The sequence below is a fragment of the Acetomicrobium hydrogeniformans ATCC BAA-1850 genome, assembly GCF_000160455.2.
GTDB classification, from domain to species: domain Bacteria; phylum Synergistota; class Synergistia; order Synergistales; family Acetomicrobiaceae; genus Acetomicrobium; species Acetomicrobium thermoterrenum.
On sequence record NZ_ACJX03000001.1, the window covers coordinates 252,871 to 265,471 of the forward strand.

Annotated in this window: 14 protein-coding genes, 1 tRNA gene and 1 other RNA gene; 3 read left to right on the forward strand and 13 right to left on the reverse strand. The window is 45.4% G+C overall.

Annotation, left to right across the window (positions count from 1 at the left end; genetic code table 11):
• Nucleotides 1–3 precede the first annotated feature (3 nt).
• The 13 genes from mbhE to HMPREF1705_RS01355 all read right to left on the reverse strand — a co-directional run bounded on the left by mbhE (nucleotide 4) and on the right by HMPREF1705_RS01355 (nucleotide 9,556).
• Entirely contained in the window at nucleotides 4–273 is a 270-nt protein-coding gene (gene mbhE, locus HMPREF1705_RS01300) for a hydrogen gas-evolving membrane-bound hydrogenase subunit E (protein WP_009200520.1), read from the reverse strand.
• Nucleotides 260–535, reverse strand: coding sequence for a Na(+)/H(+) antiporter subunit B (locus tag HMPREF1705_RS01305; protein WP_009200519.1), 276 nt, complete (start codon nucleotides 533–535; stop codon nucleotides 260–262). Before HMPREF1705_RS01305 ends, mbhE begins: the two co-directional genes overlap by 14 nt.
• Nucleotides 532–903: a monovalent cation/H(+) antiporter subunit G gene (gene mnhG, locus HMPREF1705_RS01310; protein ID WP_009200518.1), complete on the reverse strand. Its 372-nt coding sequence runs from the start codon at nucleotides 901–903 to the stop codon at nucleotides 532–534. The genes HMPREF1705_RS01305 and mnhG overlap by 4 nt, the downstream gene beginning before the upstream one ends.
• 1 nt (nucleotide 904) lies before the next feature.
• Nucleotides 905–1,159 (reverse strand): monovalent cation/H+ antiporter complex subunit F, encoded by a 255-nt coding sequence (locus HMPREF1705_RS01315; protein ID WP_009200517.1) that lies wholly within the window; start codon nucleotides 1,157–1,159, stop codon nucleotides 905–907.
• Entirely contained in the window at nucleotides 1,156–1,644 is a 489-nt protein-coding gene (locus HMPREF1705_RS01320; protein ID WP_009200516.1) for a Na+/H+ antiporter subunit E, read from the reverse strand. Before HMPREF1705_RS01320 ends, HMPREF1705_RS01315 begins: the two co-directional genes overlap by 4 nt.
• 201 nt (nucleotides 1,645–1,845) lie before the next feature.
• A complete protein-coding gene (locus tag HMPREF1705_RS01325; RefSeq protein WP_009200515.1) occupies nucleotides 1,846–2,784 on the reverse strand; it encodes an ABC transporter permease in 939 nt (312 codons plus the stop codon).
• A gap of 6 nt (nucleotides 2,785–2,790) precedes the next feature.
• Entirely contained in the window at nucleotides 2,791–3,723 is a 933-nt protein-coding gene (locus HMPREF1705_RS01330) for an ABC transporter ATP-binding protein (protein ID WP_009200514.1), read from the reverse strand.
• Between the two features lie 2 nt (nucleotides 3,724–3,725).
• Nucleotides 3,726–4,964, reverse strand: a complete 1,239-nt coding sequence (locus tag HMPREF1705_RS01335) for a COG1470 family protein (RefSeq protein WP_009200513.1) — start codon at nucleotides 4,962–4,964, stop codon at nucleotides 3,726–3,728.
• 200 nt (nucleotides 4,965–5,164) lie between these two features.
• Nucleotides 5,165–7,039: a translational GTPase TypA gene (gene typA, locus HMPREF1705_RS01340; protein ID WP_040348379.1), complete on the reverse strand. Its 1,875-nt coding sequence runs from the start codon at nucleotides 7,037–7,039 to the stop codon at nucleotides 5,165–5,167.
• Between the two features lie 146 nt (nucleotides 7,040–7,185).
• Nucleotides 7,186–7,538: a transfer-messenger RNA gene (ssrA, locus tag HMPREF1705_RS10575) on the reverse strand.
• Nucleotides 7,539–7,540: 2 nt separating this feature from the next.
• The gene (gene smpB, locus HMPREF1705_RS01345; RefSeq protein ID WP_009200511.1) at nucleotides 7,541–7,999 is read right to left on the reverse strand and encodes an SsrA-binding protein SmpB; all 459 of its coding nucleotides are present in this window, start codon (nucleotides 7,997–7,999) and stop codon (nucleotides 7,541–7,543) included.
• Between the two features lie 63 nt (nucleotides 8,000–8,062).
• A tRNA-Pro gene (locus tag HMPREF1705_RS01350) sits at nucleotides 8,063–8,140 on the reverse strand.
• A gap of 90 nt (nucleotides 8,141–8,230) precedes the next feature.
• Nucleotides 8,231–9,556, reverse strand: coding sequence for a pyrimidine-nucleoside phosphorylase (locus tag HMPREF1705_RS01355; protein WP_009200510.1), 1,326 nt, complete (start codon nucleotides 9,554–9,556; stop codon nucleotides 8,231–8,233).
• Between the two features lie 178 nt (nucleotides 9,557–9,734).
• On the opposite strand from HMPREF1705_RS01355, the gene HMPREF1705_RS01360 reads away from it, so the two are divergent.
• The 3 genes from HMPREF1705_RS01360 to thiS are packed head-to-tail and all read left to right on the forward strand — an operon-like array spanning nucleotide 9,735 to nucleotide 12,506.
• Nucleotides 9,735–10,118, forward strand: a complete 384-nt coding sequence (locus HMPREF1705_RS01360; RefSeq protein WP_040347814.1) for a 4Fe-4S binding protein — start codon at nucleotides 9,735–9,737, stop codon at nucleotides 10,116–10,118.
• Between the two features lie 17 nt (nucleotides 10,119–10,135).
• Entirely contained in the window at nucleotides 10,136–12,304 is a 2,169-nt protein-coding gene (locus HMPREF1705_RS01365) for an aldehyde ferredoxin oxidoreductase family protein (RefSeq protein ID WP_040347812.1), read from the forward strand.
• A 4-nt stretch (nucleotides 12,305–12,308) separates the two neighbouring features.
• Nucleotides 12,309–12,506: a sulfur carrier protein ThiS gene (thiS, locus tag HMPREF1705_RS01370; protein WP_009200507.1), complete on the forward strand. Its 198-nt coding sequence runs from the start codon at nucleotides 12,309–12,311 to the stop codon at nucleotides 12,504–12,506.
• Nucleotides 12,507–12,601: the final 95 nt, after the last annotated feature.

Below are 12,601 nucleotides of genomic sequence, written 5' to 3' on the forward strand. Positions count from 1 at the left end.
CTGCTACTCCTCCTTCCGAAAGAGAGCGGCCACAGACATTACCGCCGTAAAAAGTACCGCCGCTTCACCAAGAGTATCGAAACCTCTGTAATCAAACACTATTGACGTCACTACATTGTTGGCTGCCCGTTCGCTCTGGGCATTGTTTATGAAATAATCGTCCATAGCCGATACACGCGGTTCTCCAAAGGGATGGATATTATATAATCCCTGACACAAAATCCCCACAAATATGACGAAGAAGATCAAAAAAATTACCCTAGGACCTTTCATTTTTATCGTTCCCCTTTCCGGGCCAACGAGATGACCGGCAAGCTTTGAGGGCCATTATATAAATGGCTGTAGTAAGTCCGGCTCCTATGCCCGCTTCAGCAATCGCTACATCAGGAGCCTGCAAGATATAAAATTCCAGAGAGATGAGCAGGCTCATAACGCAAAGCGAAATCACCGCATTCAGCAGATTATCAAACCAGATTGCGAAAAAAGCGGATATCACGATCATCAACAATATAGCAATATGGGCAATATCCATCATGAGAACTTTTCACCCGCCTTTTCTTCCGACAACTTATCGACGATTCCAATTGGCTTTATCCCGCTTTTATGTGCTGCACGTGCTATAGCGTGGGCAGCCGTAGGATTGGTAATCAAAAGCGCAAATATTGCTATAATGACGTGAATGGTAAAGGTCATAAACCTGGGCTCTCCTGTCGTCACGTATTTGAATATCGAGTAAACCACTACAGATGCCGATGTAAATATAGAACCAAAGGTAGTACACTTCGTGGTTCCATGCAGACGAGTATATACATCGGGAAACCTATAAAGAGCAATAACGCCAAGGACATTGAAAGCCAACCCTATTCCCAACAGTATCTTTATAAAAATTGTTGAGCCATCCACTTTAGAAACCCCCTTCGATATAGCGCGCTATGAACAATGTGCCGACAAAGGACAGGGCAGCATAAACGATGGCAATGTCCACCATGACAATTGAATCGAACAACGCTCCCAGAATTACCATAGTGGCAACCACAAAAGTATTCAGCGTATCTAAAGCAACGACCCTATCCGGAACAGTCGGGCCCATAATCAAACGCCCCGACATGGCGAGTATAGCAAGGCTGAGTATTAAAAAGGCAAAGGAAAACACGCTCATTCTTCAACCACCTTCTTAGCCCAATCTTCAAAGGAACCATAAACATCTTTTCCGCTTGGTTCAACATTTTTAATGTTGATCCAGTGAATATAATAGGTGCCGCTTTCCTGATCCACGTCGACGGTTAAAGTACCTGGAGTCAAGGTTATTGAATTGGCCAACATAGTCATGGCGTAGGCATTTTTTAACGATGTTTGAACCCTCACTATACCGGGATTTATCTTCCCCGTTATGACTCTGTAGGCAACGTCGAAATTTGCCTTTGTCATTCCCCAGAGAAAGGGACCAAAGATAAAGGCAAGCAATTTAAACCATCTGTCGGGCCTTAGCGCAGTCATCCTGTATAACCCGGGGCTCCAAGAGCGACAAGCATATGTTATGATCCCACCCAAGGCTATAGCGATGACTACTTCATTTAAGGGAATTGACCCTCCTGACCAAACGAGCAACAAATACATAATGACTGAAGCCAAAAAGATTACCATTCATTAGACACCCCCTGGGTATATCTCTAATAAAAAACTTGCTAGACACACAAACATCTTTTCAGTCATCTCTTTATGCATGACTGAAAAGATGTGACCATGGCTTTAAAACCATTCTAAAATATTAACAGCGATAAATCCAATTAAAAAATCTAATCTGATGATTAACTAAAAATAAAACTTCACTTTGAAATCTATGCTCTATATGGATCTAATTTCTTTCCTCATAAACGCCAAATAAGAGACGGCAAAACATATGACCGAAGCAGCAATCAGGGCAACAAATTGCGGCCACACCACTAACACACTCTGACCAAGCGAAAGAGGGGTCAAAATCAACCCTTTAAGCTGCGTTTCAAACATGGGACCAAAGACTCTGACTGTCGGATTTAAAAGGGCAGCAGATATTTCTTCCAAAAGAACGGCAGGAGAAAACCTGAGCAACATGGTCCTCAAGCTCTCGTGCTTTGCCAAAAGCTCCGGAGTAGATTGTTGCGTGATAGGATAGACCTCATCGGCTACAACACCTGCAATCATATATACAAAGAAGGACAGAAAAATCCACAAGGCTATGGAGGTCAAAGCAGATGTAGAACTTTTTTCAAAAATAATGGAAAAAAGTATCGCCAAACTCATCCAAAAGGCAATATATAAAATACAGGCAATAAAAAACAAAATCGCCCTCACTACCTCTTGTCCGTTAGGAACGACTCCCAATTTCGCAATAGAGATACCGGCAATCATGACCATGATGCTGGCTATCATTATGGCCACCGTCGCTAAAGAGGCAAGAAACTTTCCGTTTATAATCGCATCGCGATAAATCGGCTGAGAAAGGATGAGACTCAAGGTGCCCCTTGTGCGTTCGCCGTTAATCGCATCAAAACCCAAAATGATGCCCAGCAGAGGCCCAAAGAAGCTGATGAAAAACAAGAATGAAGGCAATCCTCCACCCGATGAAGTAAAAAGACCAAGGAATAAATACTCCTCGTTCAAAAACTGTTGTTCCTTCAACGCCTCAGAGGCTGTATATGAAGAAAAGAGCCCTGTGATAACTATGATCAAGGTTATCAACATGAACCTCTTACTTCCAAACTGATCCGTGAGCTCTTTTAAAAACACGGGAAGTAATCCGCCCATCCCGAATCACTCCTCCCGAAAATATCTAATATATATCTCTTCTAAGCTATACTCTCTCCCCTTGACCTCTATAGGAAGGAAGCCTCTCATTACAACTTCGCGCACTATATCAAGTTTTTTATCCTCGTTAAATTTTAGAATGATCGAATGATTGTCAATTCTCTTCTCTACAATCCCTTCAATTCCGTCGAGATTATTTAATGCCTCCTCGTTAATATACTCGTATGACAGCTTCATAATCCCTTCACGTTCGCCCAAGGCTTGCCGGCCTATTTCTTCTATGCTCCCCATGGCGACCATCTTGCCCTTAAACATTATGCCGACCCTGTCGCAAATCTGCTGAACTTGATATAAAAGATGGGAGCTGAGCAAAATACTGACACCCATTTCTTTGCTCATCTTATAAATTAAGCTTAATACCTGTTCTGTTCCTTCTGGATCTATCCCTGTAGTGGGTTCATCCAGGATAACCAGCTTGGGATCTTTGATAAGGACAGAGGCAAGACCCAGCCTCTGCCTCATTCCCTTGGAATATGTGCCAGTGAGCTTGTCCCTCACATCCGAAAGGCCCACCGTTTCTAAAATATCATCAATTTTTTTGAGAGCAACATCATCCGGGATGCCGTTCAACCTTGCAAGATAAAGCAAGTTTTCCCTCGCCGTCATATCTTCGTAGAAACCGACGTTTTCCGGCAAATAACCAGCAATCCGCTTGACTTTGAGGGGCTCCTTATTTGGGTCATATCCACAAACCTTTATTTCCCCTGTCGTTGGTTCTGTCATCCCCAAAAGCATCAATATGGTCGTAGTTTTTCCTGCGCCGTTAGGCCCGAGAAGCCCAAAGATCTCGCCTTGGGCCACGTGAAAACTAATGCCATCTACCGCTTTGAAATCGCCATATTTTTTTTCGATATCCCGAGCCTCAACCACCAATTCCATCTTTATCGCCTCTTGAGCTTTGCAAAAATTCCAAACAACAAAGCGATGACGATCAGGATAACACCTACGCCTATCCATCCCCACGTAGTGGGAACTTTGACCGTGGCTCTCAGTTCTATAGACTTTCTATCTTGGTCGCCTGCTGCTGTAAGCACTACTTGATAATCCCCGGGGATCGTCCTCTCGGGTGTTTTAAAAGTGATTTCGACTATTTCCGGTTTTTCGGTCTTTGCAAGGGGCTCAAGCACGCCTATTTTATCGGGCTTAAAGGTTATTTCCCAATCCTCAGGCTTACTGGCCACCAAGAAAGATATGTTCTCTATTGGTGCCGATCCTTCGTTCCAGACGTAAAATACCTGCTGGCTTTCTTTCCCAGCTACCATATCGAAGTTGAGCCTTCTGCTCTCCGGTGCTATCTGCAATTTATAGGTTCCCTCGACGATAACTTTTAAATCCAATTTAACGTCACTGTCTCCAACCTTGGCATGAAACTCCAAAGGATACTCCCCTTTTTCGGATTCGATGGGAGGAACGACAGTAAAGTTCAGGGTCTCGCTAGAATTTGAGGCAATTTTAATCGAGTTTACGCGCTTTTCCGTCTCCCATCGGGGAGTCACATAGGCATTCCAACCCGACGGAGCAACAGTAACAAAATCTACTACCGCATCTTTATCGGAGTTATTTTTCACCTTAATCTCAAAACTCAAAGATTTGCCTGCAGCGCCCTCTAAAACGGGATACTTGGTTTCGAGTTCCAATTTCCCCGCACCCGAATCGACGGCAACTTTACCGCCTTTCAAATGCACAAAAATAGGATACTCTTTCGTAATTCCGTTAGCCGAAGCCTTCACTACGAACTTGTAATTTCCGGGTTCGGCATTTTCTCCAGGTTTGATATGCAACTTAATTGCGACTTCTCTATTTTCCTCTCCGGTACCTAAACGAACCCTGTTGACGCCAAAACCACCCCATTGAGAACTTATGAACCTGACGTCCCAATTGTTCGCCTTTGGATCTCTCTCCAGGTTCAGCGCTACTTCAATATCGTTATTTGTGGCGTTCCTTAAATTTACATCGACGTTGACGTCATCTTCAGTACCCATTTCGATGCCGGTAAAGGGTATGTGTAGCGTAAATCCTCCCTGCTGTGCAATCGCCGCACCGGCAAAAAGCATAAACGAAATACCAATTAGAAATGTAAGTAGGATATATTTTTTATAAGCGCTAGCGAACATGTTCATGGATACCCCTCACCTTCCCGTTTAATTTATTTTCATATCCTTGGAAAGGATACCCCACTATCCATGAAAGTTCAAGGAGGACTCACAACTCATTTGTTTCGGCAGGCCCAAAGCCAATATACCTAGAGAAGTATTTTATAATAAGACTTAGACAGCTTGCCGCAAGTACTAAAACTACCTAACCAGCTAAAAGGTGAATATCAATTTACCGTAACCGCCACTTTCTTCGCAGCCTTTTTGCGGTCTTCCTGCCGTAAAATGCTCTTCCTTACCCTTACGGAAAGCGGGGTCACTTCGACAAGCTCATCTTCGGCGATCCATTCAAGGGCTGCATCCAAAGTAAGCTTCCTTGGGACGTCGAGAATTATCGGAGTATCCTTAGATGCGGAACGATGATTGGTAACGTGTTTCTTCTTTGTAGGGTTGCATGGCAAATCATTGGGCCTGGAATGCTCTCCGATGATCATTCCCTCATAAACATGATCCATAGGCGATATAAATAGCGTACCTCTGTGCTGTAAATTATCCAGCTGATAACTCGTCGCCTCTCCTGTATCCATGCTGACCATCGATCCTCTGTTTCGACCGGATATTTCCCCCCGCCACAAATCGTAACCTATAAATCGGGATGACATTATTCCCAAACCCCTGGTATCGGTAAGAAATTCAGTCCGATAACCTATAAGCCCCCTGGTCGGAATGTTGAACTCCAAACGAAGCAAACCGGTCCCAAGGTTTTGAACGCTCATGAATTCTCCCTTTCTTTTGGAGATCTTTTCTATGACTACTCCCTGATATTCCTCGGGCACATCAATAATAAGTTGCTCAAGAGGTTCCAATAGATTGTTGTCATGGTCGTGTTTAGTAATTACCTCGGGTCGGGATACGCAAAATTCCATCCCTTCGCGCCGCATCTCTTCGATCAGAATAGCGAGATGTAGCTCTCCCCTGCCCGATACTTTCAGCCCGTCAGGTCTGCCGATATCCTCGACCTTCAGCGCGACATTTGCCCTTGCCTCTTGCATTAACCGTTCCTTCATTTGTCTCAAGGTGACGGGTTTGCCCTCCTTGCCTGCAAAGGGTCCGCTATTTACGAGAAAGAACATCGAGACCGTCGGTTCTTCTATGTCAAGCGGAGTGAGCACGGAATCCGCATTTTCTTCGAAGGACAGGGTGTCACCGATCATTATATCCTCAGGGCCAGCAATCCAAACCACATCGCCAGCAGATGCCTCCTCAACCTCCACTGGTTTCAATCCCTTTGTAAGCCAAAGATGGCTCACCTTCGCCAATTCTCGACCGGTTATTTCCCACTCGCCTTTATCCTTGTCCTGCCACCTGGTGCTCGTCCTGACGATCGCGTCGCCTTTTCTTATCTTTCCTTGCAGTATCCTTCCGCATCCGACTCTTCCTATGTAATTATTCCAGGTCAACGTAGTTGCCTGCATCAAAAATGGTTTGTTGACGTCGCCAAGAGGAGCGGGCACGTAATTTATTATCGTCTCAAAGAGAGCGTCCATTCCCTCGCGTTCTTCATCTTCCATGTCTTTGACGAACCAGCCGTGAAGCCCCGAGCCATAAAGGACGGGAAAGTCCGCTTGTTCGTCCGTTGCACCTAATTCCAAGAATAAGTCGAAGGTGGCATTCAAAGCAGCTTGCACATTTGCGTTTGGCCGATCAACTTTGTTTAGTACCACGATGGGCTTAAGCCCGGCTTTCAAAGCGCGCATCAAGACATATCTGGTTTGAGGCATTGGCCCCTCGTTAGCATCCACCAAAAGCAAAACCGAATCTACCATGCACAGTACTCGCTCTACTTCCCCAGAAAAATCTGCGTGTCCGGGTGTATCGATGATATTTATCAAGTAATCTTTCCACTGAACGGAACAATGTTTGGACCTTATGGTTATACCTCGTTCGCGCTCTAGTTCATCGTTGTCCATTACCCGCTCTTCGACTTTCGCGTTTTCCCTAAACAGCCTCGTTGCCCTAAAAATAGAATCGAGGAGAGTGGTCTTACCGTGATCGATATGGGCTATAATGGCCACATTGCGTATCTTGGAGATATCATTCATAATTCTTTCCATTCCTTCTTTCCAATGCAATTTACACCCCGCTCAGAGGCAAACAAATTTGTATTATACAGCAAAATATACAAACCATATGCATACCAAACAAAAAAGCAGCCCCCATATCCAGTTGGGGACTGCTCGTTGTCTTCTGGTGGAGGCGGGGGGAATCGAACCCCCGTCCGACAAGGGCCAGCCGTGAAGTTCTACGGGCATAGTCCCTGTTTTAGTTTTCGGCTAAGCGCTCTCCCAGGGACAGGATCGCGCTTGCCTATCCTCCTGAAGTGTCCCCTCAGGCAGGGAGGAGCTGCCTGAGAACTAGCCACCTATTGTGACGCCTGTCGATATCGCGGTGGCGGCGACATCGCAGACGTGACTGCTAACTAAGCAGCCAGTGCGTAATTTTCGTTGGCAATTATTGTTTTCCCGCCTGTTTAACGAGGTTTGCGGGGACCTCGGCCCGCTCTTCACGACCCTCCTCTTGCCGTCGACACCATTCGCCCCCGTTTAAGTTTTCGTAATCTTTCGTGCCCTTTCCATCTGAAGCCGGGCATCTCTTTCCGCTATGGCATGACGTTTATCGTAAACCTTCTTGCCCTGGGCTAACGCCAACTCGACCTTTGCCCATTTTCCGTTTTTTAAGTAGATTGAAAGCGGAATAAGTGTCAAACCTTGTTGCTGAGTTTTGCCGATGAGCCTTTTAATTTCGTCATTATGAAGTAACAACTTTCTCGGTCTCAGAGGGTCGTGATTGTAGTAGGTACCTTTTTCATAAGGTGATATATGAACATTATATAGCCAGCATTCGCCCTTTTCTATCTTGGCATACCCATCTTTTAAGTTAACTCGTCCCGCACGAATCGACTTGATCTCCGTGCCAGTTAAAACAAGACCAGCTTCATAGGTTTCAAGAATGAAATAATCGTGTCGGGCTCTTCTGTTTTGAGCAACTATTTTCTTATCCATCACCCTTCCTCCGATGCTAATTCTAACAAAACACAGCTTAATAGTCAATATTGATCAAAAAAATGGTCGGGGCGAGAGGATTTGAACCTCCGACCTCCTGGTCCCGAACCAGGCGCGCTAACCAAACTGCGCTACGCCCCGAGCTAGGAAATATTATCATCAAAAGAGGCTATTTTCAACTGCAATTTTTTGCCCATTACCCCCCTTCGTAGCGACATCTTCGATTGAGGGTTAAAACATCTCAATGCCATCTCTCCTGACAATCCCATATACGAGCTTCCTCCTGCTTTCTTTTTGCCCTGAAATCTTTATCGAAGCTTCCGCTTCTGGCAATACCTCTTGGAGGCGTTTTTCGTCGTTTCCGTAGAGTGTGGCTATATTTTCTCCCTTATTTACGTGTTCTCCTACCTTTTTGTTTAGAAATATACCTGCCGACAGGTCGATCCTGTCTTCTTTTTTCTCTCTTCCAGCCCCAAGCTTCATAGCGCATATCCCAAGCCCCTCGGCAGCCATCTTTGAGACGTAGCCATCTGCTTTTGCTTTTAGTTCGTATTTAAATCTTGCTTGAGGGAGTAAAGAATAATCTTCCAGCGCATTCACGTCACCGCCCTGAGCCATGACCATTTCTTTTAGCTTCATCATTCCCCTGCCGGAATTAAGCGCATCTCTCAATAGATCCAAGGCTTCCTCTCTGTCTTTCGCTACGCCAGCCAAGATAGACATTAAACTTCCAAGTGTAAAACATACCTCCATTAAATCGCTATTACCCCTGCCCTTCAACGCCTCGCAGGCTTCCATCACCTCCAGGGAGTTTCCGATTGCCTGTCCTAAAGGCTGATTCATATCTGTTATTACCGCCACCGTTTTTTTGCCTGCACTTTCGCCTATGTTAACCATAGTCTTCGCCAATTTAACAGCTTCATCAACATCCTTCATAAAGGCACCGTCTCCTACTTTTACATCTAATACTATGCCGTCAGATCCGCCGGCAATCTTTTTACTCATAATGGAGCTGGCAATGAGCGGAATGGAATCCACTGTGGCGGTAACGTCTCTCAGTGCGTAAAGCTTTTTGTCAGCAGGGACAAGATCTTCCGTCTGGCCAATTATAGAGATGCCTATAGTGTTTACTATATCGATGAATTTCTCAAGGGGCAAAGAAACCCTCATACCCGGTATAGATTCGAGCTTATCCAAGGTTCCTCCGGTGTGTCCGAGCCCTCTTCCCGACATTTTAGCTATCGGGACTCCGCAAGCAGCTACAAGAGGACAAACGATTAAAGTTGTCGTATCGGCCACTCCACCTGTGCTGTGTTTGTCAATTTTAACGCCGTTTATGGAAGATAAGTCCACTATTTTTCCCGAATTGGCCATGGCTAAGGTGAAAGATGCAACTTCCTCGTAGCTCATACCCCTAAAATACGTGGCCATCAAAAAGGCTGCTATTTGATAGTCAGGAATAACATCGGATGAACAACCCTTTATTAAAAAATTTATTTCTTCCTCCCTCAGGTGTATCCCGTCTCTTTTCTTCTTTATAATATCAACTGCTCTCATATCTATATTTGCAACCTCCCACCATCCTTGTCACATCTATCATAACAAAATTTTTTGTAAATTAGATTGTTATGTATAGTTAAATAATAATTTATACTATATAATTATGACACAGAGGCATTTCAGATTCGCCCTAGGGGGAAAGGAAATTTATAAGGCGACAAAAGGGGGGAAAGGGATGAAATGGCTTGCAACATATCCGGAAAAATGCGTGGGATGCGAAAGTTGTATGTTAACCTGTTCAAAGACTTGGTTCAAAGAAGAGGACAAAGAACTATCTAGGATTCAAGTAAGCAGCAGCGAATCGGGTTATGCTATCAACGTATGTAATCAGTGTGGCGAGTGCATCGATTATTGCCCTACTTTGGCCATCAAACGGGATAACAGCGGAGTGGTACGCATTGATGAAAGCAAGTGCGTCGGATGCCTCATGTGCGCAGGATTTTGCCCGACGGAAAGCATGTTCGTTGTCGAAAAAAGAGAAAAGCCTTTCAAATGTATAGCCTGCGGCATCTGCAGCAAAGAGTGCCCGTCGGAGGCGCTCGAGCTCAAGCAAGATTAACAAAGGGGGGATAATCCGTGGAGAAGATGAAGCTTCTTGCGGAATGGAAATACGAGCCGAAAAAAATCGAAAGAGGATATGCCGGAAGGACACTTTACGTCAACATTGGCGATCGCTCTTTTAAAGAAAAACCAGTTACGGAAGATATGAAGGAAAAGTTCGTTGGCGGAAGGGGATTCGGACTTAAACTGCTCTGGGACGCAGTGAAGGACACCACAAAGTGGAACGATCCTGAAAACGAGTTAGTGATTTCAGGAGGTCCTTTGTGCGGCATCACCCAATACCCCGGCTCCGGAAAATGTTATACCGTGTTCATCTCACCACTGACAGAGCAGACCTACGACAGTAACGCAGGAGGCTATTTCGGTCCTTTGCTTAAATTTTCCGGGTGGGACGCCTTGGAGGTTCAGGGCAAATCCGATAGGGATGTAATACTTTTCATCGATGGAGACAACAATAAAGTTGAAGTTTACGAATCTCCCTTCGAAGATATAAATGCCGTTACCATTACAGAAGCTTTGCACGAGTATTTTGCAGACAGCGAAGAGGACAAACGCAACATATCGGTCGTATCAACCGGAAAAGGGGCAGAAACCACTAACTGGGGATGTCTCAACATGAGTTTCTACGACTTGAGGCGCAAAACCCCGCGCCTGAAACAAGCAGGAAGAGGAGGCGGCGGAACGGTCTTTAGAGATAAAAAACTCGCTGCCATCGTCGTTAGAAAAAGGGGCGTAGGTCCTGCCAGCAACAACCCTGCAGATATATCGGTGCTGCAAAGGACGGGCCTTAAGCTCCACAAAGAGATTAAAGACTTGGACGACCAACAGAACAAAATGCGCAAAGTGGGCACCCCTCATTTAAACGAAATAATGAACGAATATCATCTCCTGCCTGTTCACAACTATAAGTTCGGCCAACACCCCGAGGCTTCGAAAATCCACTCTAAAATATTCGAAAAACTATTCACGCAAGGAATACCTGACGGATGTTGGTATGGCTGCTCCATGGCTTGCGCGAAAGCAGTAGATGGTTTCGAACTAAAGACAGGTCCTTTGAAGGGCAAAAAAGTTACCGTCGACGGCCCTGAATACGAGACATGTGCAGGGTTGGGATCGAACATCGGCATATTCGACCCCGAATGGATCATTGAAGCAAACTTTTACGCAGATCATTACGGCATCGATACCATATCCTTGGGAACGGGGCTCGCTTTCGTATGCGAATGCTACGAATTGGGTTTTCTAAATAAAGATATCACCAACGGGCTCGAGCTGAAGTTCGGCTCTAAAGATGATCTTATGGAATTGATACACAGAATGGGTCGCGGAGACGATAAGTTTGCCAGCATCGTAGGGCTTGGCATACATAAAATGAAAAAGGTATTCGCGGAAAAATATGGAGCCCCCTTCGACGTGATGGAAAAGATAGGGATGGAAGGCCAGGGCATAGAAGTATCAGAGTACGTCCCGAAAGAATCCGTAGCTCAATGGGGCGGTTATTTCCTCACCCTTAAAGGCCCTCAACACGACGAAGCTTGGCTTATTTTCATGGACAGGGTAAACAAACAACTTCCCACCTTCGAGGATAAAGCCGAGGCGCTCCACTACTTCCCCAACTTCAGGCTATGGTTCTCCCTGGTTGGTCTCTGCAAACTACCATGGAACGATATCGAACCTGCGGACAACGTGATCAAATACAAAGGCATAGAGGCCGCAAAAGTTCCGGAACACGTACAAAACTACGTCGATCTCTTCAACGCCGTAACCGGGAAGAACATCACCAAAGAAGAGCTAATAGTCCAATCCGAAAGGGTATACAACTTCCAAAGAGTATTCCAACTGAGACTGGGCAAGGGAACTCGAAGAAACCACAACATACCCTTGAGGGCAATTGGACCCGTTTTTCCCGAAGAGTGGGAGGCCAGGGCGGAATATTACGATAACGAATTAAAGGCGGCAGGGATAGATTCTCAAGGTCTGACCACCGAAGAAAAGATCCGGAAATTACAGGAATATCGCCTGTCCCAATGGGAGCAGCTGGTAGATGCAGTGTACAAGCGCAGGGGCTGGAACAAAAACGGCATTCCAACAGTAGAGACCTTGAAACGTTTAGGAATCGACTATCCTGATGTCGTAGAAGTGGTGAGGAAACACTCAAAGCCCGAGGATAACTGGGAGGAGTAAGAATATGATAAGAGTAAACGGCGAGGAGATGGAGTGGCGTCCGGGACTTACTGTAAAAGACATCCTCGAGGCCAAAAGGTTTGTCTTTCCCATGATCGGCGTTTGGATTAACGACAAACCCATTCCTCGTGACAAATTTGAGACATCCACCGTCAACGACGGCGATGAAGTTCAAGTAATACATATGATCAGCGGAGGGTAATAGCCCCGCCATTAAGTTAAAAAAATTTACCTTTCGCCATAAACATAACTTTTCAATGGACACTTCGACAACGGCCGTTGTCGAAGTGTCCATTG

Coding starts and splice junctions, on each gene's coding strand:
- mbhE (WP_009200520.1), bottom strand. CDS start 273: ATGAAAGGTCCTAGGGTAATTTTTTTGATCTTCTTCGTCATATTTGTG.
- HMPREF1705_RS01305 (WP_009200519.1), bottom strand. CDS start 535: ATGATGGATATTGCCCATATTGCTATATTGTTGATGATCGTGATATCC.
- HMPREF1705_RS01315 (WP_009200517.1), bottom strand. CDS start 1,159: ATGAGCGTGTTTTCCTTTGCCTTTTTAATACTCAGCCTTGCTATACTC.
- HMPREF1705_RS01320 (WP_009200516.1), bottom strand. CDS start 1,644: ATGGTAATCTTTTTGGCTTCAGTCATTATGTATTTGTTGCTCGTTTGG.
- HMPREF1705_RS01325 (WP_009200515.1), bottom strand. CDS start 2,784: ATGGGCGGATTACTTCCCGTGTTTTTAAAAGAGCTCACGGATCAGTTT.
- HMPREF1705_RS01330 (WP_009200514.1), bottom strand. CDS start 3,723: ATGGAATTGGTGGTTGAGGCTCGGGATATCGAAAAAAAATATGGCGAT.
- HMPREF1705_RS01335 (WP_009200513.1), bottom strand. CDS start 4,964: ATGAACATGTTCGCTAGCGCTTATAAAAAATATATCCTACTTACATTT.
- typA (WP_040348379.1), bottom strand. CDS start 7,039: ATGAATGATATCTCCAAGATACGCAATGTGGCCATTATAGCCCATATC.
- smpB (WP_009200511.1), bottom strand. CDS start 7,999: ATGGATAAGAAAATAGTTGCTCAAAACAGAAGAGCCCGACACGATTAT.
- HMPREF1705_RS01355 (WP_009200510.1), bottom strand. CDS start 9,556: ATGAGAGCAGTTGATATTATAAAGAAGAAAAGAGACGGGATACACCTG.
- HMPREF1705_RS01360 (WP_040347814.1), top strand. CDS start 9,735: ATGAAATGGCTTGCAACATATCCGGAAAAATGCGTGGGATGCGAAAGT.
- thiS (WP_009200507.1), top strand. CDS start 12,309: ATGATAAGAGTAAACGGCGAGGAGATGGAGTGGCGTCCGGGACTTACT.